This is a genomic window from Halomonas borealis (assembly GCF_004798905.1).
GTDB lineage: Bacteria > Pseudomonadota > Gammaproteobacteria > Pseudomonadales > Halomonadaceae > Halomonas > Halomonas borealis.
In genome coordinates, this window is sequence record NZ_SDMO01000016.1 from 19,157 (window position 1) to 39,254 (window position 20,098).

General features: G+C 65.6%; 16 protein-coding genes and 2 tRNA genes. 17 read left to right on the plus strand and 1 reads right to left on the minus strand.

Annotated features, from left to right (window positions below):
- The first annotated feature begins 56 nt into the window (after positions 1-56).
- Both carB and greA read left to right on the plus strand, forming a co-directional pair.
- A complete protein-coding gene (gene carB, locus ETC07_RS13675; protein WP_136249078.1) occupies positions 57-3,287 on the plus strand; it encodes a carbamoyl-phosphate synthase large subunit in 3,231 nt (1,076 codons plus the stop codon).
- Positions 3,284-3,760, plus strand: coding sequence for a transcription elongation factor GreA (gene greA / locus ETC07_RS13680; RefSeq protein WP_136249079.1), 477 nt, complete (start codon positions 3,284-3,286; stop codon positions 3,758-3,760). The genes carB and greA overlap by 4 nt, the downstream gene beginning before the upstream one ends.
- A 170-nt stretch (positions 3,761-3,930) precedes the next feature.
- On the opposite strand, the gene yhbY is transcribed toward greA, so the two are convergent.
- The gene (gene yhbY, locus ETC07_RS13685) at positions 3,931-4,257 is read right to left on the minus strand and encodes a ribosome assembly RNA-binding protein YhbY (protein WP_136249080.1); all 327 of its coding nucleotides are present in this window, start codon (positions 4,255-4,257) and stop codon (positions 3,931-3,933) included.
- Between the two features lie 177 nt (positions 4,258-4,434).
- Between yhbY and rlmE the strand changes: the two genes are divergently transcribed.
- The 15 genes from rlmE (at position 4,435) to pnp (ending at position 20,039) form a co-directional block, all read left to right on the plus strand.
- The gene (gene rlmE / locus ETC07_RS13690; protein ID WP_136249081.1) at positions 4,435-5,097 is read left to right on the plus strand and encodes a 23S rRNA (uridine(2552)-2'-O)-methyltransferase RlmE; all 663 of its coding nucleotides are present in this window, start codon (positions 4,435-4,437) and stop codon (positions 5,095-5,097) included.
- A 186-nt stretch (positions 5,098-5,283) separates the two neighbouring features.
- Positions 5,284-7,257 (plus strand): ATP-dependent zinc metalloprotease FtsH, encoded by a 1,974-nt coding sequence (ftsH, locus tag ETC07_RS13695; protein ID WP_136249082.1) that lies wholly within the window; start codon positions 5,284-5,286, stop codon positions 7,255-7,257.
- 97 nt (positions 7,258-7,354) lie between these two features.
- Positions 7,355-8,218, plus strand: a complete 864-nt coding sequence (folP, locus tag ETC07_RS13700; RefSeq protein WP_136249083.1) for a dihydropteroate synthase — start codon at positions 7,355-7,357, stop codon at positions 8,216-8,218.
- Positions 8,211-9,560, plus strand: coding sequence for a phosphoglucosamine mutase (gene glmM / locus ETC07_RS13705; RefSeq protein WP_136249084.1), 1,350 nt, complete (start codon positions 8,211-8,213; stop codon positions 9,558-9,560). Before folP ends, glmM begins: the two co-directional genes overlap by 8 nt.
- Positions 9,561-9,628: 68 nt before the next feature.
- A complete protein-coding gene (gene tpiA / locus ETC07_RS13710) occupies positions 9,629-10,378 on the plus strand; it encodes a triose-phosphate isomerase (protein ID WP_136249085.1) in 750 nt (249 codons plus the stop codon).
- Between the two features lie 4 nt (positions 10,379-10,382).
- Positions 10,383-10,751: a preprotein translocase subunit SecG gene (secG, locus tag ETC07_RS13715; RefSeq protein ID WP_136249086.1), complete on the plus strand. Its 369-nt coding sequence runs from the start codon at positions 10,383-10,385 to the stop codon at positions 10,749-10,751.
- Between the two features lie 24 nt (positions 10,752-10,775).
- A tRNA-Leu gene (locus ETC07_RS13720) sits at positions 10,776-10,862 on the plus strand.
- A 124-nt stretch (positions 10,863-10,986) separates the two neighbouring features.
- Positions 10,987-11,063: transfer RNA gene (locus ETC07_RS13725), tRNA-Met, on the plus strand.
- Positions 11,064-11,285: 222 nt separating this feature from the next.
- The gene (gene rimP, locus ETC07_RS13730) at positions 11,286-11,747 is read left to right on the plus strand and encodes a ribosome maturation factor RimP (RefSeq protein WP_136249087.1); all 462 of its coding nucleotides are present in this window, start codon (positions 11,286-11,288) and stop codon (positions 11,745-11,747) included.
- 40 nt (positions 11,748-11,787) lie between these two features.
- Positions 11,788-13,281, plus strand: a complete 1,494-nt coding sequence (gene nusA / locus ETC07_RS13735) for a transcription termination factor NusA (RefSeq protein WP_136249088.1) — start codon at positions 11,788-11,790, stop codon at positions 13,279-13,281.
- Between the two features lie 27 nt (positions 13,282-13,308).
- Positions 13,309-15,825: a translation initiation factor IF-2 gene (gene infB, locus ETC07_RS13740; RefSeq protein WP_136249089.1), complete on the plus strand. Its 2,517-nt coding sequence runs from the start codon at positions 13,309-13,311 to the stop codon at positions 15,823-15,825.
- A 16-nt stretch (positions 15,826-15,841) separates the two neighbouring features.
- On the plus strand, positions 15,842-16,261 hold the full coding sequence (gene rbfA, locus ETC07_RS13745) for a 30S ribosome-binding factor RbfA (protein WP_136249090.1): 420 nt from the start codon (positions 15,842-15,844) through the stop codon (positions 16,259-16,261).
- A complete protein-coding gene (gene truB / locus ETC07_RS13750; protein WP_136249091.1) occupies positions 16,261-17,187 on the plus strand; it encodes a tRNA pseudouridine(55) synthase TruB in 927 nt (308 codons plus the stop codon). The genes rbfA and truB overlap by 1 nt, the downstream gene beginning before the upstream one ends.
- A 90-nt stretch (positions 17,188-17,277) precedes the next feature.
- A complete protein-coding gene (gene rpsO, locus ETC07_RS13755; protein WP_136249092.1) occupies positions 17,278-17,547 on the plus strand; it encodes a 30S ribosomal protein S15 in 270 nt (89 codons plus the stop codon).
- A 350-nt stretch (positions 17,548-17,897) separates the two neighbouring features.
- Complete coding sequence (gene pnp, locus ETC07_RS13760; RefSeq protein ID WP_205742556.1) at positions 17,898-20,039, plus strand: polyribonucleotide nucleotidyltransferase; 2,142 nt, start codon at positions 17,898-17,900, stop codon at positions 20,037-20,039.
- Positions 20,040-20,098 lie beyond the last annotated feature (59 nt).

The following is a 20,098-nucleotide window of genomic DNA, read 5'->3' on the forward strand; positions in this document are numbered from 1 at the left end:
TTGATCCTCAGTCACCCTCGAGTCCTTCTTTACACCGATTAGCCGCGGGAATCGTCATGCCAAAACGTACCGACATCCAGAGCATCCTGATCATCGGCGCCGGCCCCATCGTCATCGGCCAGGCCTGCGAGTTCGACTACTCCGGTGCCCAGGCCTGCAAGGCCCTGCGCGAGGAGGGCTATCGGGTCATCCTGGTCAACTCCAACCCGGCCACCATCATGACCGACCCGGTGATGGCCGACGCCACCTACATCGAGCCGATCACCTGGCAGGCGGTGGAGAAGATCATCGAGGCCGAGAAGCCCGATGCCGTGTTGCCCACCATGGGCGGGCAGACCGCGCTGAATTGCGCCCTCGAGCTCGACAAGCATGGGGTGCTCGACAAGCACGGCGTGGAGATGATCGGCGCCAATGCCGACGCCATCAACATGGCCGAGGACCGCGACCTCTTCGACCAGGCCATGAAGCGCATCGGCCTGGAATGCCCCAAGGCCAAGGTCGCCCATCGCATGGACGAGGCCTGGGAGATCCAGGGCGAGCTGGGCTTCCCGGTGATCATTCGCCCCTCCTACACCATGGGCGGCTCCGGCGGTGGCGTGGCCTATAACAAGGAGGAGTTCGAGGAGATCTGCAGCCGCGGCTTCGAGCTCTCCAACAACCACGAGCTGCTGATCGACGAGTCGCTGCTGGGCTGGAAGGAATACGAGATGGAGGTCGTTCGTGACAAGAGCGACAACTGCATCATCGTCTGCGCCATCGAGAACTTCGACCCCATGGGCGTGCACACCGGCGACTCCATCACCGTGGCGCCGGCCCAGACGCTGACCGACAAGGAATACCAGATCATGCGCGACGCCTCGCTGGCGGTGTTGCGCGAGATCGGCGTCGAGACCGGTGGCTCCAACGTGCAGTTCGGCGTCGACCCGCAGACCGGCCGCGTGGTGGTCATCGAGATGAACCCGCGGGTGTCGCGCTCCTCGGCGCTGGCCTCCAAGGCCACCGGCTTCCCGATCGCCAAGATCGCCGCCAAGCTGGCCGTGGGCTACACCCTGGACGAGCTGTCGAATGACATCACCGGCGGCCGTACCCCGGCGTCCTTCGAGCCGGCCATCGACTATGTGGTCACCAAGATTCCGCGTTTCACCTTCGAGAAGTTCCCCCAGGCCAACGACCGCCTGACCACCCAGATGAAGTCGGTGGGCGAGGTGATGGCCATCGGCCGGACCTTCCAGGAGTCGCTGCAGAAGGCGCTGCGTGGCCTGGAGACCGGCAACGATGGCCTCGACCCGAAGGTGACCCGCTTCACCGGCGAGGCCATGGCGCACATCAAGGGCGAGCTGCAAGCCGCCGGCGCCGAGCGTATCTTCTACGTCGCCGATGCCATGCGCGCCGGCATGAGCGTCGAGGACGTGTTCGCCCTGACCAACATCGACCGCTGGTTCCTGGTCCAGCTCGAGGACCTGATCCTGGCCGAGCAGGCGCTGGCCCGGCGCTCGCTCTCCGAGCTGGATGCCCGGGAGCTGTTCCGCCTCAAGCGCAAGGGCTTCTCCGATGCCCGGCTGGCGACGCTGCTCGGCGTGGCCGAGAAGGAGTTCCGCAAGACGCGGCAGAAGGCCGGCATCCGCCCGGTCTACAAGCGGGTCGACACCTGCGCGGCGGAGTTCGCCTCCGACACCGCCTACATGTACTCCACCTACGAGGAGGAGTGCGAGGCCGAGACCTCCGATCGCCAGAAGATCATGGTGCTCGGCGGTGGTCCGAACCGCATCGGCCAGGGCATCGAGTTCGACTACTGCTGCGTGCACGCCGCGCTGGCCATGCGCGATGACGGCTTTGAGACCATCATGGTCAACTGCAACCCCGAGACCGTCTCCACCGACTATGATACCTCCGACCGCCTCTACTTCGAGCCGGTGACCCTGGAGGATGTGCTGGAGATCGCCGACAAGGAGCGGCCGGCCGGCGTCATCGTGCAGTTCGGCGGCCAGACGCCGCTCAAGCTGGCTCGCGAGCTCGAGGCCGCCGGGGTGCCGATCATCGGCACCACGCCGGATGCCATCGATCGCGCCGAGGACCGCGAGCGTTTCCAGAGGATGATCGACAAGCTGGGCCTCAAGCAGCCGCCCAACGCCACCGCTCGCAGCTTCGACGATGCCTTCGCCAAGGCCGAGGCGATCGGCTATCCGCTGGTGGTGCGCCCCAGCTACGTGCTCGGCGGCCGGGCCATGGAGATCGTCTACGACGCCTCCGAGCTCGAGAGCTACATGACGCATGCGGTCAAGGTGTCGAACGATTCGCCGGTGCTGCTGGATCACTTCCTCAAGGCCGCCGTCGAGGTCGACATCGATGCGGTGTCCGACGGCAAGCAGGTGGTGATCGGCGGCATCATGCAGCACATCGAGCAGGCCGGGGTGCACTCCGGCGACTCGGCCTGTGCGCTGCCGCCCTATTCGCTGCCCGCCGACGTGCAGGACGAGATGCGCGAGCAGGTCAAGCGCATGGCGGTGGAGCTCGGCGTCAACGGCCTGATGAACGTGCAGCTGGCCTGGCAGGATGGCGAGATCTACGTCATCGAGGTCAATCCGCGGGCCTCGCGGACCGTGCCCTTCGTCTCCAAGTGCACGGGCACCTCGCTTGCCCAGGTGGCCGCGCGCTGCATGGCCGGCATCAGCCTGGCCGATCAGGGCTTCGAGGCGGAGATCGTGCCGACGACCTATAGCGTCAAGGAGGCGGTCTTCCCGTTCAACAAGTTCCCGGGGGTCGACCCCATCCTGTCGCCGGAGATGAAGTCGACCGGCGAGGTGATGGGGTCGGGCGAGACCTTCGCCGAGGCCTTCTACAAGGCCCAGCTAGGGGCCGGCGAGGCGATCCCGGCGCTGACCGGTGAGCGCAAGGCGTTCCTGTCCGTGCGCGAGCCGGACAAGGCGGGTGTTATCGAGGTGGCCCGTTCTCTGTTAACATTGGGCTTTACCCTCTGCGCAACTCGCGGCACGGCGGCAGCCCTTCAGGCGGCCGATCTGCCGGTCGAGGTCGTTAACAAGGTTTACGAGGGTCGTCCACACATAGTCGATCTCCTCAAGAACGACGAGATCGCCTACATCGTCAACACCACCGAGGGGCGTCAGGCCATCAATGACTCCTCGGTGATCCGCCGCACCGCTCTCGCCCGCAAGGTTCCCTATGCCACGACCCTGGCAGGGGCCAAGGCCGTTTGCCTGGCGCTCGAGTACGGTGATGCCATCACCGTGCGGCGGCTACAGGAACAGCATGCAGGAGTCAGTCCATGAACAAGGTCCCGATGACCGTCGTCGGTGAGCAGCGTCTGCGCGACGAGCTCGAACATCTCAAGAGCGAGTCGCGTCCGGAGGTGATCGCTGCCATCGCCGAGGCTCGCGAGCATGGCGACCTCAAGGAGAACGCCGAGTACCATGCGGCCCGCGAGCAGCAGGGCTTCATCGAGGGGCGGATCCAGGAGATCGAGGGCAAGCTCGGCAGCGCGCAGGTCATCGATGTCACCAAGTTGCCCCAGACCGGCAAGGTGATCTTCGGCGTGACCGTGGCGCTGGTGAACCTCGAAGCCGACGAAGAGGTTACCTACCGCATCGTTGGCGAGGACGAGGCCGACATCAAGTCCGGCAAGATCTCCGTGACCTCGCCCATCGCTCGCGCCCTGATCGGCAAGGAAGAGGGCGAGGTGGTGCTGGTGCGCACGCCGGGTGGCGACGTCGAGTACGAGATCTCAAGCGTCGAGCACCTGTGATAGCGCCCGGCCGTAGGCGCCCAGCCGCTCGGTAACGGGCGGCGGGCGCCAAGGCAGCAGGCAAGAAGAAACCCCGCGGACTGGAGAGTCGGCGGGGTTTCTCGTTGTCATCGTGCTCTATCTTCGGCCGCTTGGCCGCTTGGCCGCTTGGCCGCTTGGCCGCTCGCGGCTCAGCGCCGGCCGTGATGGTTCTCGAAGCGCTTGATGTTGGAGAGCTTCGGGTTGGCCTGGGGGTTGTGGCGGTAGAAGAGGGCGACCTTGCCGATCTTCTGCACCAGCTCGGCGTGGCTTTCGGCCTCCAGAGCCTCAAGCATGGCGGCGCGGTCCTCGCGCTCGGGCAGGGCCAGCTTGACCTTGACCAGCTCGTGGTCGCGCAGGGCCCGGTCGAGCTCGGCGAGCACGCCCTCGGAGAGGCCGTTCTCGGACACCATGACGATGGGGTCAAGATGGTGGCCGATGCTGCGAAATGCTTTCTTTTGTGCCTGTGACAAGCTCATGGTATCTTGCTTCTTCCCGGTTGGCGCTCAGCGCACATGGTACGGTGAATCGCCTCGCGGCGAAAGCGCGGCCGGCTTTCACCGCTTCCTCGATCGGACCGCAGGTCAGCATCCCCATCCCCGCATTCCGGAATCCGCTCGACCCCTCTGTCATCCAGACTTTTCGCAGGTGATGCCGTGGCATCTTCCCATGACGCCCGGAATAAGGGCTCCAAGCGGCATGGCGCGAGCAAGAGCAGCGCCGGCTGGCTGAAGGAACACTTCGACGATCGCTATGTCCAGCAGAGCTGGCAGGACGGCTATCGTTCGCGGGCCAGCTATAAGCTGTTGGCGCTGGACGAGAAGGACCGCCTGCTGCGTCCGGGCATGACGATCATCGACCTGGGCGCCGCGCCCGGAGGGTGGAGTCAGATCGCCGCCGAGAAGGTCGGCGACAAGGGGGTGGTCATCGCCTCCGATATCCTCGAGATGGATGCCCTGGCCGGCGTCGACTTCGTGCAGGGCGACTTCACCGAGGATCATGTGCTGGACGAGATCCTCGCCCGCCTTGGCGATCGTCCCGTAGACCTTGTGATGTCGGACATGGCCCCCAATATGAGTGGTATGGCCGCCATCGATCAGCCCCAGGGGATGTATCTGGTGGAACTGGCCCTTGACCTGGCGCGCCAGACCCTGTCGCCCGGCGGGACCTTCCTGGCCAAGGTCTTCCAGGGCGAAGGCTTCGATGCCTACCTCAAGGAGCTGCGCGGCGGCTTCAAGCGGGTGGTGACTCGCAAGCCGGAGGCATCCCGGGCGCGCTCCCGCGAGGTCTACCTGCTGGCGGAAGGGTTTCGTGGTTGAGCCGGCCCGGCGGGGCGGCTCGCGATAGTTTCAGGCTAACGCTGCCATGGCCGGACATCATCGTATGTCTGTGTCACAGTGAGGGCAGGCGCCGTGCCTGGCCTGCTGGCTGAACAGGCGTGGTAGGGTAGTGTCGAAAGGCCAAGCAGTTACGGCCGACAGATTCTTGCAATTGAGGGTAGTCCCTTGAACGATATGGCGAAGAACCTGATTCTGTGGTTGGTCATCGCGGCGGTGTTGCTGACGGTGTTCAACAATTTCAGCGTCGACAACACACCGCAGACGATGAACTATTCCCAGTTCGTCGAGCAGGTGCAGAACGAGCGGATTCAGAGCGTGACCATCGACGGTTATACCGTCAATGGCGAGCGTAATGACGGCTCCCAGTTCCAGACCATCCGGCCGGCGGCGGAAGACCCCAAGCTGATGGATGACCTGCTGGCTCACGACGTCACCGTGGTGGGGCAGGAGCCCGAGCAGCAGAGCCTATGGATGCGGCTGCTGATCGCCAGCTTCCCGATCCTGCTGATCCTCGGCATCTTCATGTTCTTCATGCGCCAGATGCAGGGCGGCGGTGGTGGCAGCAAGGGCGGGCCGATGAGCTTCGGCAAGTCCAAGGCCAAGCTGCTGTCCCAGGATCAGATCAAGACCACCTTCTCCGATGTGGCCGGTTGCGACGAGGCCAAGGAGGAGGTCGAAGAGCTGGTCGACTTCCTGCGTGATCCGACCAAGTTCCAGCGCCTGGGCGGCACCATTCCCCGCGGCGTGCTGATGGTCGGCCCGCCCGGTACCGGTAAGACGCTACTCGCCAAGTCGATCGCCGGCGAGGCCAAGGTGCCGTTCTTCTCGATCTCCGGTTCCGATTTCGTCGAGATGTTCGTCGGCGTGGGCGCCTCGCGTGTTCGCGACATGTTCGAGCAGGCCAAGAAGCAGGCGCCGTGCATCATCTTCATCGACGAGATCGATGCCGTGGGCCGTTCGCGCGGTGCCGGCATGGGCGGCGGAAACGACGAGCGCGAACAGACCCTGAACCAGCTGCTGGTCGAGATGGATGGCTTCGAGGCCAACGAGGGTGTCATCGTCATCGCCGCCACCAACCGTCCCGACGTGCTCGACCCGGCGCTGCTGCGCCCGGGCCGCTTCGACCGTCAGGTCACCGTGCCGCTGCCCGATATCCGTGGCCGCGAGCACATCCTCAATGTGCACCTGCGCAAGGTGCCGCTGGGTGATGACGTCAAGCCGTCGCTGATCGCGCGTGGCACGCCTGGTTTCTCAGGCGCCGACCTGGCCAATCTGGTCAACGAGGCGGCGCTGTTCTCCGCGCGTCGCAATCAGCGCCTGGTCGGCATGGCAGAGCTGGAGATGGCCAAGGACAAGATCCTGATGGGGTCCGAGCGCCGCTCCATGGTCATGACCGAGAAGGACAAGCTCAACACCGCCTATCACGAATCGGGCCATGCCATCATCGGCCTGGTGATGCCGGAGCATGACCCCGTCTACAAGGTGACCATCATTCCGCGTGGCCGAGCCCTGGGCGTGACCATGTTCCTCCCCGAGGAGGATCGCTACAGCCTGTCGCGCCAGCAGATCATCAGCCAGATCTGCTCGCTGTTCGGTGGCCGTATCGCCGAGGAGATGACGCTGGGCCCGAACGGCGTGACCACCGGTGCTTCCAACGACATCAAGCGTGCCACCGAGCTGGCCCACAGCATGGTCGCCAAGTGGGGCCTGTCCGAGGAGATGGGACCGATCATGTACGACGAGGACGAGTCACACCAGTTCCTCGGCGGCGGTGGCCAGAGCGGCATGCTGAAATCCGGCGAGACCACGACTCGGCTCGACAAGGAAGTGCGGCGCATCATCGATGACTGCTATGCCCAGGCTAAGCAGATCCTCGAGGACAACCGCGACAAGCTGGATGCCATGGCCGAGGCGTTGGTGCAGTACGAGACCATCGATGCCGCACAGCTCAAGGACATCATGAACGACCGCACGCCGCGTCCGCCCAAGGGGTGGGACGATGATGGCCCCGGTCCCGGCGCGCCGATCGGCGAGTCCCCGCAGGGGGATGCCCCGCCCGCCGACGACGAGGACGGCGACGAGGAAGCATCCCCGGGGCGGCGCCCCTCCGATCCCCTCGGTGGGCCGGCCGGCAGCTGAATCACCGCAAGCTGATGGATCTTCGGGCGCCCTGCGGGGCGCCCTTGCCGTGGCGGGGTGCGCCGCTCCCCGAGACCCGAACACGTTCAGGACAACGATGCACAACAGCGCTCCGACTGCCCTCCAGTGTGGCCGACACCGGCTCGATCTCTCCTTCCCCCGCGTGATGGGGATCCTCAATGTCACCCCCGATTCCTTCTCCGATGGCGGCCGGCATAATACCCTCGATGATGCCCTGCGGCGCGCCGAGCGCATGCTGGCCGAAGGCGCGGCGATCATCGACGTCGGTGGCGAGTCCACGCGGCCCGGTGCCGTGACGGTGCCGATGCAGCAAGAGCTCGACCGTGTGGTGCCGGTGGTCGAGGCGCTGGTGCGCGAGTTCGACGCGTTGGTCTCGGTGGATACCAGCGCTCCTGAGGTGATGACCGCAGCCGCGGAGGCCGGCGCCGGCATGCTCAACGACGTGCGCAACCTGCGCCGCGAGGGCGCCTTGCGTGCCGCCGCGGCCAGTGGCCTGCCGACCTGCGTGATGCATATGCTCGGGGAGCCCGGTGACATGCAGGATGCCCCCCGCTACGACGTGCCGGTCGAAGAGGCGGTGGTCGACTTCCTCGAACGACGCGTAGCGGAATGCGAGGCCGCCGGGCTGCGTCGCGAGCGACTGCTGCTCGATCCCGGCTTCGGCTTCGCCAAGAGCGTCGAGCATAATCTGCGCCTGCTCAACCGGATGGGGCGCCTGGAGGATCTTGGGTTGCCGCTGCTGGTGGGGATGTCGCGCAAGAGCATGATCGGCAAGGTGTTGGATCGCCCGGTGGAGGAGCGCCTCCCCGGCGGGCTGGCGCTGTCGGCGCTGGCCGTCGAGCGCGGCGCGAGGATCTTGCGTGTTCACGATGTGGCGCCCCACGTGGATGCCGTCAATATGGCCTGGGCCGTTCTCAGAGAGGGTTGTGACAATGACTAGACGCTATTTCGGTACCGACGGCATCCGCGGCACCGTGGGCGAGCCCCCCATCACCGCCGACTTCATGCTCAAGCTGGGTTGGGCCACCGGCCGGGTGCTGGCCGACAAGGTCGGTCGGGCGCGGGTGGTCATCGGCAAGGACACGCGGATCTCCGGTTACATGTTCGAGTCGGCCCTGGAGGCCGGGCTGTCAGCCGCCGGCGTCGATGTCATCCTGCTCGGCCCGATGCCGACGCCGGGTATCGCCTACCTGACGCGGGCCTTCCGCGCCAACGCGGGCATCGTCATCTCGGCCTCGCACAACCCCTTCGCCGACAACGGCATCAAGTTCTTCTCCGCCGCCGGCACCAAGCTTGGCGATGCCGTCGAGGAGCGTATCGAGGCGATGCTCGACGAGCCGCTGACCACCGTGGCGCCCGACGCACTGGGTAAGGTGCGCCGCGCGGACGATGCCGCCGGGCGCTACATCGAGTACTGCAAGTCGACCATTCCCGACCGGGTCGACCTGCATGGCCTGAAGATGGTGATCGACTGCGCCCACGGCGCCACCTATCACATCGCCCCCAGCGTGTTTCGCGAACTGGATGCCCAGGTGGAGGTCATCGGCGCCGAGCCGGACGGCCTCAACATCAACCGCGATGTCGGCTCGACGCACCCCGCCGCGCTGCGTGCGGCGGTGATCCGTAGCGGCGCCGACCTGGGCGTGGCCTTCGATGGTGACGGCGATCGGGTGTTGATGGTCGATGCCGACGGTCGCGAGATCGATGGCGACGACATCCTCTACATGATCGCCCGCGACCGCCATGCCCGCGGCGAGTTGGGTGGGGGCGTGGTCGGCACCCTGATGAGCAACTTCGGCCTGGCCGCCGCGCTCGAGTCGATGGAGGTCCCCTTCGAGCGGGCCAAGGTCGGCGACCGCTATGTCATGGAGCGCCTGGCCGCCAACGACTGGCAGCTCGGCGGTGAGTCCTCCGGGCACATCGTCTGTGGCCACGTGCAGACCACCGGTGATGGCATCGTCTCCGCCCTGCAGGTGCTGGCGATCATGGTGCGCGAAGGCAAGCCACTGAAGCGCCTGCTCGATGGCCTCGAGAAGGCGCCGCAGGCGCTGGTCAATGTGCGCCTTACGCCGGGCACCGATGCCCGCTCGCTGATGGATGAGCCCGCCCTGCAGTCTGCCGTGGCCGAGGTTGAGGCGGAGCTGCAAGGCGCAGGGCGGGTGCTGTTGCGCCCCTCCGGGACCGAGCCGTTGATCAGGGTGATGGTCGAAGGGCGCCCGCACCTGGATGTGGATGGCCTGGCCCGGCGTCTGGCGGCCGACGTCGAGGGACTGCTGTCCTGAGCGGGGTCGGTTGTCTTGACAGGGCCGCTCCTATACCATTTCGCTCCACCTTGAAAGAGGGAAGCTGCATGCCTACGCCGCTGATCGCCGGCAACTGGAAGATGAATGGGTCCCGCGCACTGGCCGAGGAATTCGGTCGTGCCTTTCGCGATGCCTCCCTGCCGGAGGGCGTGGCGGTAGCGCTGATGGTGCCCTTTCCCTGCCTGGAGGCCGCCGGCCGGGCCTTCGAGGGCGGCCCGCTGGCGCTCGGCGCGCAGACCCTGAGCCAGCACCCGAGCGGAGCCTTCACCGGGGAAGTCAGCGGCGAGATGCTGCGCGAATGCGGTGCTCGGATGGTGCTGGTCGGCCATTCCGAACGGCGCAGCCTGTTCGGCGAGGACGATGCGGCCGTGCTGGCCCGCGTCCAGGCGGCGCTCGACGCCGGCCTCACGCCGGTGCTGTGCTTGGGCGAGACCCTCGAAGAACGCGATGCCGGGCGTACCGAAGCGGTGGTGCTCGGTCAGCTCGAGGCCGTCTTCGATGGCCTGGATGCCGCGCAGCGTGGCCAACTGGTGCTGGCCTACGAGCCGGTCTGGGCCATCGGTACCGGCCGTACCGCGACACCCGAGCAGGCGCAGGCGGTGCACGGCGCCATCCGGACGTGTCTAGCGCGTTATGATGCCGGCTTGGCCGCGGCCATGCAGGTGCTCTACGGTGGCAGCATGAAGGCCGACAATGCCGCCGAACTGCTCGTCCAGCCCGATATCGACGGCGGCCTGGTGGGCGGTGCTTCCCTGAAAATCGACGAATTCCTAGCCATTTGCCAGTCAGCAGGTTGAACCCATGCAAGTTGCCATTCTCATGATTCATGTGGCGATCGCCATCGCCCTGGTTGTCCTGATCCTGCTGCAGCAGGGTAAGGGCGCCGATGCCGGCGCCTCCTTCGGTGGTGGTGCCTCCCAGACCGTGTTCGGCGCCAGCGGCAGCGGCAATTTCCTGTCGCGCGCCACCGGCCTGCTGGCCGCGGCCTTCTTCGTGACCTCTCTGACCCTGGCGTATTTCGCCTCTCGGGCCGGTCAGGCGCCGGAAGACGCGGGCATTCCCGATGCCGAATTGATCGAGCAGCAACAGAATGCCGGGCCGACCCTTGACGAAGGCTCGTCCGACATGGATAATGCTGCGCCAGTGCTGGAGAGCAGCGACGGCAACTGAGTCGCGAATCCGGCCTCCCCTGATGCCGAAGTGGTGGAATTGGTAGACACGCTATCTTGAGGGGGTAGTGACCTTACGGTCGTGCGGGTTCAAGTCCCGCCTTCGGCACCATTCCTGAAGCCGGTCTGGCGATCTCATCGCTAAGTCTCGGATCTTCAAAGCAGGATTGGCGAAAACGGTGTGATGCGGCTTGACGAACGTGCCGAGTCAGCATAGAATCACCGACCTAGATTGATGCGGGGTGGAGCAGTCTGGTAGCTCGTCGGGCTCATAACCCGAAGGTCATCGGTTCAAATCCGGTCCCCGCTACCATCTTCCTGTCGGGCATGCAGGACCTCTTAGGGGCATGCCAGGCGTCGAGAAGTGGTATACAGGTTTCTTGAAAAGCCCCTTCCTGCGAAGGGGCTTTTTGTTAGCGGCCAGCTCGCCGGCAGACACCGGTGGCGCTGTTCCGGGCAACGCCAATCAGCCACCTGACTTTCCTGTTCACTCCCGGCCAGGTGCCTGATGCAACGGCTGTAGGAGCTTTCTTCCGTGGCAACCAAGGATGCTGCGCTGCATGCGCTGATCGAGCCGGTGGTCTCGGCCATGGGGTTCGAGCTGTGGGGCATCGATTATCTGTCCCAAGGCAAACACTCTCGTCTGGTGGTCTACATCGATCACGCCGATGGCGTGAGTGTGGACGACTGCGCCGACGTCAGCCGCCAGGTCAGTGCGGTGTTCGACGTCGAGGACCCCATCAACGGCGAATATCGTCTCGAGGTGTCCTCTCCGGGGATGGATCGTCCCCTGTTCACGCTCGAGCAATTCGCGCGCTATGCCGGCCACAAGGTGGCCTTGAAGCTGCGCGTGCCGTTCGACGGACGGCGCAAGTTCCAGGGCCTGTTGGCCGGGGTCGAGAGCGACGAGGTGCTGGTGCGGCTCGACGACGAGGAATACTGCTTTCCCATCGAGAGCATCGATCAGGCGCGGGTCGTGCCACAGTTCGAAGACTGAGGTCGATGCGCAAGGACGGGTTTTCTGGCGAGGCTAAGGCATGAGTAAAGAGATTCTGGCGGTCGTCGATGCGATCTCCAACGAGAGAGGGGTTCCCCGCGAGGTGATCTTCGAGGCTGTCGAGGCGGCGCTGGCCAGCGCGTCACGCAAGCGTTTCGAAGACGAAGAAGCCAGCGTGCGGGTCCATATCGACCGCATCAGCGGTGACTACGAGACGTTCCGTCGCTGGGTCGTCGTCGAGGACGACGACTTCGAGGGGCCGGACGCCGAGATCAAGCTGACCTTCGCCGAGCGTCGCGATCCGCCGCTGGGCCTGGGCGACGTGGTCGAGGAGCAGATCGAGAACGCCGCCTTCGGTCGCATCGCGGCCCAGACCGCCAAGCAGGTCATCGTGCAGAAGGTGCGCGAAGCGGAGCGCGCCGAGGTGGTGCGCCTCTACGCCGACCGCGAAGGCGAGCTGGTCGCCGGCATCGTCAAGAAGACGACCCGCGACGGTTTGATCATCGATCTGGGCGAGAACGCCGAGGCCTTCCTGCCGCGCAGCGAGATGATTCCCGGCGAGCGCTACCGCATGAACGAGCGCGTGCGCGCGCTGCTGACCCAGGTCGATCCAGAGGCCCGCGGTGCCCAGCTGATCCTGTCGCGCACCTGCCCGGAGCTGATCATCGAACTGTTCAGCATCGAGGTGCCGGAGATCGCCGAGCAGCTCATCGAGATCAAGGGCGCGGCCCGCGATCCGGGCTCGCGGGCCAAGATCGCGGTCAAGACCAATGATCGCCGCATCGATCCGGTCGGCGCCTGCGTAGGCATGCGCGGTTCGCGGGTTCAGGCGGTATCCACCGAGCTGCAGAACGAGCGTGTGGACATCGTGCTGTGGGATGACAACCCCGCCCAGCTGGTGATCAACGCCATGGCGCCGGCGGACGTCGCCTCGATCCTCGTCGACGAGGAATCCAGCGCCATGGACGTGGCGGTTGGCGAGGATAACCTGGCCCAGGCCATCGGCCGTAGCGGGCAGAACGTGCGCTTGGCCTCCGAGCTCACCGGCTGGCGTCTCAACGTCATGACCGAGGCCGATGCCGAGGCCAAGCGCGACCAGGAGGTCGATAGCCTGGTCGAGCATTTCATCCAGCATCTGGACCTCGACGACGATGTGGCACGCCTGCTCGTCGAGGAAGGCTTCACCTCCCTGGAAGAGGTCGCCTATGTCCCGGTAGAGGAAATGCTGGAGATTGAAGAGTTTGACGAGAATCTCGTCGAGGAGCTGCGTGCTCGTGCCAAGGACGAGCTGCTGAACCTGGCCATCGCCTCCGAGGAGGAACTCGACGGCGCCGAGCCGGCCGAAGATCTGCTGGGGATGGACGGCATGGAACGTCACCTGGCCTATATTCTGGCCAGCCGGGACATCAAGACCATGGAGGACCTCGCCGAACAATCCGTCGACGATTTGACGGATATCGAGGAACTGGACGAGGAGCGCGCCGCGGCACTGATCATGACTGCCCGTGCGCCTTGGTTCGAGAGCGAACAGTAAACGGGTCACGGGCTGAGGAGGGTCGTAATGTCAGAAATGACCGTTAAGGATTTTGCAGCGAAGGTGGGGCGCGAAGTGCCTCGTCTGCTGGAACAGATGAAAGAAGCCGGGCTTAAGCACAAGTCCGATAGCGACGCCGTGTCCGAAGAGGACAAGCGCCAGTTGCTGGACTACCTGACCAAGAGCCACGGCGGGGATGCCGAGAAGGCCGCCCCCAAGGATCGTGTCACCCTGACCCGCAAGACGCGCAGCCGCATCAAGAGCGGCGACCGCGGCAAGAGCATCGAGGTCCAGGTCCGCAAGAAGCGCACCTACGTCAAGCGTGAGGAAGAGCAGCCCGCCGAGGAGCCCAAGGCCCAGGATCACGGGCCGCGTCAGCTGGTCGGTGACATGGCTCAGGCCGAGGCCAAGCGCCAGGCGGAGGAAGAGAAGCGCGCCGCCGAACAGGCCGCGCGCGCCGCCGAGGAAAAGGCCCAGGCCGAGAAGGCCAAGGCCGACGCCGATGCCGCCGCCAAGGCCGAGCCGGAGATTCCGGTGCCGGAGCTCGACACCTCGGCGCCGTCCGATCAGCCGCCGGCGCCGCCGAAGGAAGGCCGCACCGACCGCCGCGCCGCCCCCGCCGGCAAGAAGGCCGGCAAGAAAGGCCGTCACGAGCGTGAAGACGACCGTGGCGATCGCGAGGAGCGTCGTCGTGGCGGCAAGAAGGCCAAGCGCGCCGAGCGTCGTGGCGGCCGCCGCGGTGGCAGCCAGGGTGGCGGCAAGCACGGCTTCCAGAAGCCGACGCAGCCGATCGTCCGCGAGGTCTCGATCCCCGAGTCTATCAGCGTCGCCGACCTGGCCGACAAGATGTCCATCAAGGCGAACGAGGTCATCAAGACCATGTTCACCATGGGCGCCGCGGTGACCATCAACCAGACCATCGATCAGGACACCGCGTCCATCGTGGTCGAGGAGATGGGCCACAAGGCCAAGCTGGTCAAGGATGATGCGCTGGAGACCGAGGTCCTCGAGAACATCTCCTACGAAGGCGAGGAGATCACTCGTTCGCCGGTCGTGACCGTCATGGGCCACGTCGACCACGGCAAGACCTCGCTGCTCGACTATATCCGTCGTGCCAAGGTCGCCACCGGTGAGGCCGGCGGTATCACCCAGCACATCGGCGCCTATCACGTCGAGGACGATCACGGCGGCGTGACCTTCCTCGATACCCCGGGCCACGCGGCGTTCACCGCCATGCGTGCGCGCGGTGCCAAGGCCACCGACGTGGTGGTGCTGGTGGTGGCCGCCGATGACGGCGTCATGCCCCAGACCATCGAGGCCATCGAGCACTCTCAGGCCGCTGGCGTGCCGATGGTGGTCGCGGTCAACAAGATCGATAAACAAGGTGCCGACGCGGACCGGGTCAAGAACGAGCTGTCCCAGCGCGGCGTGATCTCCGAGGAATGGGGTGGCGACACCCAGTTCGTGCACGTCTCCGCCAAGTCCGGCGAAGGCATCGAGGGCCTGCTCGAGTCGATCCAGCTGGTCTCCGAGGTGCTCGAGCTCAAGGCCGTGCCCGAGGCGCCCGGCAAGGGTGTGGTCGTCGAGTCCCGCCTGGACAAGGGCCGCGGCCCGGTGGCCACCGTACTGGTCCAGAATGGCACCCTGAAGAAGGGCGATATCGTGCTCGCCGGCTTGCACTATGGCCGCGTGCGCGCCCTGACCAACGAGCTCGGCAAGCAGGTCGACGAAGTCGGTCCCGCCATGCCGGTGGAGATCCAGGGCCTGGACGGCACCCCGGAAGCGGGTGACGACTTCATGGTGCTGGACGACGACAAGAAGGCACGCGAGGTCGCCAACTTCCGTCAGGGCAAGTACCGCGAGGTGCGCCTGGCTCGCCAGCAGAAGGCCAAGCTGGAGAACATGTTCTCCCAGATGGGCCAGGAAGAGATCGCCAAGCTCAACATCGTCCTCAAGGCCGACGTCCAGGGTTCCCTGGAGGCCATCAAGGGCGCACTGGAAGAGCTGTCGACCAGCGAAGTCGAGGTCGCCGTGGTGTCCTCCGGCGTGGGCGGTATCACCGGTACCGACGCCAACCTGGCGCTGGCCAGTGATGCCATCGTGGTCGGCTTCAACGTGCGTGCCGATGCCGCCGCTCGCGAGATCATCGAGCGTGAAGGCCTCGACCTGCGCTACTACAGCGTCATCTACCAGCTGATCGATGAGGTCAAGCAGGCGATGAGCGGCATGCTCGCGCCGGAGTGGAAGGAAGAGATCGTCGGCGTGGCCGAGGTTCGCGATGTCTTCAAGGCTCCGAAGATCGGCGCCGTGGCCGGCTGCATGGTGGTCGAGGGCACCGTCTACCGCCACAAGAAGATCCGCGTGCTGCGCGAGAACGTGGTGATCTACGAGGGCGAGCTCGAATCCCTGCGCCGCTACAAGGACGACGTGAACGACGTTCGCAACGGTATCGAATGCGGTATCGGCGTGAAGAACTACAACGACGTCCAGGTCGGCGACAAGATCGAGGTCTTCGATCAGGTCAAGGTCGAGCGGACGCTCTGACCGCGAGGAGCCGATCATGCGCGAGTTCAAGCGTACCGACCGGGTAGCCGACCAGCTCCAGAAGGAGCTGGCGGTACTCATCCAGCGCGAGATCAAGGATCCGCGCCTGGGCATGGTCACCATCAGCGGGGTCACGGTCAGCCGTGACCTCGGCTATGCCGACATCCACGTGACGTTGCTCGGCGAGCAGGATGCCGAGCGCATCAAGGAAAACCTGGCGGTGCTCAAGCGCGCCGCCGGTTTCCTGCGCAGCCAGATCGCGCGGCGCATCAAGCTGCGTCATGTGCCGGAACTGCGTTTCCATTTCGATGAGAGCGTGGTGCGCGGCCAGCATCTTTCCGCGTTGATCGACGAGGCGGTGGCGAGCGATCGCGAACGCCTCGACGATGCCGACGCTGGGGATGACGGCGAGCCGGGTCAGGGAGAGCGTGACTGATGGCGCGTCGCCGTCGCGGACTGCCGGTCAACGGCGTGTTGTTGCTGGACAAGCCTCAGGGTGCGTCCAGCAACCATGTCCTGCAGCGGGTCCGGCGCCTGTTCCAGGCGCAGAAGGCCGGCCACACCGGGACCCTCGATCCGATGGCCACCGGCTTGTTGCCGGTGTGCTTCGGCGAGGCCACCAAGTTCTCGGCCTTCCTGCTGGATGCCGACAAGACGTATCGCACCCGGGTCGAGCTCGGGACGATCACCGACTCCGGCGACGCCGAGGGCGAGGTGGTCGAGCGCCGTGAGGTGCCGCCGCTCGAGGAGGCCGACCTGCGCGGCGTGCTCGAGCGCTTCCGCGGCGAGATCGAGCAGGTGCCGCCGATGTATTCGGCGCTCAAGCACCAGGGTCGCAAGCTCTACGAACTGGCCCGCGAGGGCAAGACCGTCGAGCGTGCAGCGCGCCGCGTGACGGTGTATGATGCGCGCCTTCTGTCGTTCGAGGGCAACGCCTTCGAACTGGAGGTCCGGGTGAGCAAGGGGACCTACATCCGTACCCTGGCCGAGGATATCGGCGAGGCACTCGGTTGTGGCGCCCATATCAGCGCCCTGCGACGGCTGGCGACCGGCCCCTTCGATGGCGATGGCATGCTGACGCCGGAGGCCCTCGAGGCGCTGCCGGATCAGGCCGCCCGCGAGGGCGTGCTGTTGCCGATGGACGTGCTGGTGGCCGACCTGCCCCGGCTGACACTGGACGAGCAGGCGGCGAGCCGCCTGTTGCATGGCCAGAGTGCCAGGCTCGATACCGGCGATCTGCCGGTCGATAGCCTGGCCAGACTCTATCGCGACGAGGCCTTCCTGGGGCTCGGCGTGGTGAGAGCGGCGAGGGAAGTTTCTCCGCGCCGCCTGCTGAGTACCGCCGAGGCGGACTCGGCATGATCCGACCCTCCGGGGTCGGCGTGGAGACTGCAAATATGCGTGGTCTCCGACATTCATATCATTCAGGCATATTGCTGACTGGAGAGACAGATGGCACTTACCGCTGAGCAGAAGGCTGGAATCGTCAACGAATACGGCCGTGGCGAGAGCGACACCGGTTCCCCCGAGGTCCAGGTGGCCCTGCTGACCGCCAACATCGACGGCCTGCAGGATCACTTCAAGACCAACAAGCAGGATCACCACTCCCGTCGTGGCCTGATCCGCATGGTCAATCAGCGCCGCAAGCTGCTGGACTACCTGAAGCGCAAGGACTTCGAGCGCTATCAGTCGCTGATCCAGCGTCTCGGCCTGCGTCGCTAAGGGAAAGGGTCATTCGCTCGTGACGCGAATGTCTTCTTTGCTGACGTAGACGTGAAACGGGCAGCCCCTCGGGGCTGCCCGTTTTGCGTCGATGGAAAGAAACAAGCAAGGGGGCGCTGGGGCAAGCCGGAGAGGAGGTCCTACGCCAGCCAGGGTATGGCGTCGGTAGCGTACAGGGCTGTAGTCACAGCGCCTCCTCGCAGGCTTGCCCCCAGCCCAGGCTCGAGCGATGAAGGAGGCGGTGTCTCGGAAATGTCGCCGCCTGGTGGTCCCGGAGAGCGTCACGCCCTAAAATGGTCGGCGAGTCAAAACGACCCAAACACAGAAAAGTAACGTTAAAGGAAGTCGCCGTGAATCCGGTCAAGAAAACGTTTGAGTACGGTCGCAGCACCGTCACCCTGGAAACCGGGCGTATCGCCCGCCAGGCTTCCGGTGCCGTGATGGTCACCATGGACGACACCGTGGTGCTATGCACCGTGGTGGCGAAGAAGGACCCCAAGCCTGGTCAGCCTTTCTTCCCGCTGTCTGTCCACTATCAGGAGAAGACCTACGCCGTCGGCAAGATCCCCGGTGGCTTCTTCAAGCGCGAGGGGCGCCCCACCGAGAAGGAGACCCTCACCTCGCGGCTGATCGATCGTCCCATCCGCCCGCTGTTCCCCAACGGTTTCATGAACGAGGTCCAGGTCATCTGTACGGTGCTCTCCACCGACCGTAACCACGACCCGGACATCGCCGCGATGATCGGCACCTCCGCGGCGCTGGCCATCTCCGGCGTGCCCTTCAGCGGCCCGATCGGCGCCGCCCGCGTCGGCTTCACCGAGGACAAGGGCTACTTCCTCAACCCCAGCGTGGAAGAGCTCACCGGCTCCGACCTGAACATGGTCGTCGCCGGTACCGAGAAGGCCGTGCTGATGGTCGAGTCCGAGGCCAGTGAGCTGCTCGAGGACGAGATGCTCGGCGCCGTGCTCTATGGCCACCAGGCAATGCAGAGCGTGATCGGCGCCATCAACGAGCTGGTCGCCGAGGCCGGCAAGCCGCGTTGGGACTGGCAGCCGGCCGCCGAGAACACCGTCCTCAAGCAGGCCCTGGCCCAGGGCTTCGATGCCAAGGTCGGCGAGGCCTACCGGATCACCGACAAGATGCAGCGCCAGGACGCGCTGTCCGCGCTCAAGGCCGAGGCCGTCGAGCAGCTGGCCGGTGACGAGGAAGGCCAGTTCGACGCCGACGAGATCAAGGGCGCCTTCGCCGGGCTCGAGAAGCGCGTGGTGCGCTCGCGCGTGGTGAAGGGCGAGCCGCGCATCGACGGCCGCGATCACAAGACCGTGCGTCCGCTCGACATCGAGGTCGGTGGCCTGCCCAAGACGCACGGTTCGGCGACCTTCACCCGCGGCGAGACCCAGGCCATCGTGGTGGCGACCCTGGGCACCCTGCGCGACTCCCAGCTCATCGAGTCGCTGGAAGGCGAGCGCAAGGATCGCTTCCTGATGCACTACAACTTCCCGCCCTACAGCGTGGGCGAGGCCGGCTTCATGGGTGGCCCGAAGCGTCGCGAGATCGGTCACGGCCGCCTGGCGCGCCGCGGTGTCCAGGCCATGCTGCCCGCCGAGGACGACTTCCCCTATACCATCCGCGTGGTCTCCGAGATCACCGAGTCCAATGGCTCGAGCTCGATGGCTTCCGTGTGTGGCTCCTCGCTGGCGCTGATGGATGCCGGTGTGCCGATGAAGGCGCCGGTGGCGGGCATCGCCATGGGGCTGGTCAAGGATGACGACGGCTTCGCCGTGCTGACCGATATCCTCGGCGACGAGGATCACCTCGGCGACATGGACTTCAAGGTGGCCGGCTCCGCCGCGGGTGTCACCGCCCTGCAGATGGACATCAAGATCGAGGGCATCAACGAGGAGATCATGGAGCAGGCGCTGCAGCAGGCCAACGAGGCCCGCCTGAACATCCTCGAGCAGATGAACACGGTGATCGCCCAGAGCCGCACCGAGGTCTCCGACAACGCGCCCTCCATGGCCACCTTGAAGATCGATCCGGAGAAGATCCGCGACGTCATCGGCAAGGGCGGCGCCACCATCCGCAAGATCTGCGAGGACACCGGCGCCTCCATCGACCTGGATGACGACGGCACCGTGCGCATCTACGCCGAGGACAAGACCGCGGCCAAGGCGGCCATCGACACCGTGCTGGCGATCACCGCCGAGCCCGAGATCGGCAAGCTGTATCGCGGCAAGGTAGCGCGCATCGCCGACTTCGGCGCCTTCGTCAACATCATGCCGGGTACCGACGGCCTGGTGCACATCTCCCAGATCGTGCCCGAGCGCGTCAACGACGTCCGCGACTTCCTCAACGAGGGAGACGAGGCGGTGGTCAAGGTGCTCGACATCGACAACCGCAACCGGGTGAAGCTGACCATCAAGGAGATCACCCCGGAAGAGAAGGCCGCCTTCGAGGCCGAAGAGGCCAAGGAAGCCGAGGCCGAACTCTAACCGAGCGGTCATGAGCCGAACGCCCCCGTGGCTCACGCCGCGGGGGCGTTCTCGTTTCG

Coding starts and splice junctions, on each gene's coding strand:
- tpiA (WP_136249085.1), top strand. CDS start 9,629: ATGCCTACGCCGCTGATCGCCGGCAACTGGAAGATGAATGGGTCCCGC.
- nusA (WP_136249088.1), top strand. CDS start 11,788: ATGAGTAAAGAGATTCTGGCGGTCGTCGATGCGATCTCCAACGAGAGA.
- rbfA (WP_136249090.1), top strand. CDS start 15,842: ATGCGCGAGTTCAAGCGTACCGACCGGGTAGCCGACCAGCTCCAGAAG.
- yhbY (WP_136249080.1), bottom strand. CDS start 4,257: ATGAGCTTGTCACAGGCACAAAAGAAAGCATTTCGCAGCATCGGCCAC.
- infB (WP_136249089.1), top strand. CDS start 13,309: ATGTCAGAAATGACCGTTAAGGATTTTGCAGCGAAGGTGGGGCGCGAA.
- carB (WP_136249078.1), top strand. CDS start 57: ATGCCAAAACGTACCGACATCCAGAGCATCCTGATCATCGGCGCCGGC.
- secG (WP_136249086.1), top strand. CDS start 10,383: ATGCAAGTTGCCATTCTCATGATTCATGTGGCGATCGCCATCGCCCTG.
- greA (WP_136249079.1), top strand. CDS start 3,284: ATGAACAAGGTCCCGATGACCGTCGTCGGTGAGCAGCGTCTGCGCGAC.
- folP (WP_136249083.1), top strand. CDS start 7,355: ATGCACAACAGCGCTCCGACTGCCCTCCAGTGTGGCCGACACCGGCTC.
- rpsO (WP_136249092.1), top strand. CDS start 17,278: ATGGCACTTACCGCTGAGCAGAAGGCTGGAATCGTCAACGAATACGGC.
- truB (WP_136249091.1), top strand. CDS start 16,261: ATGGCGCGTCGCCGTCGCGGACTGCCGGTCAACGGCGTGTTGTTGCTG.
- glmM (WP_136249084.1), top strand. CDS start 8,211: ATGACTAGACGCTATTTCGGTACCGACGGCATCCGCGGCACCGTGGGC.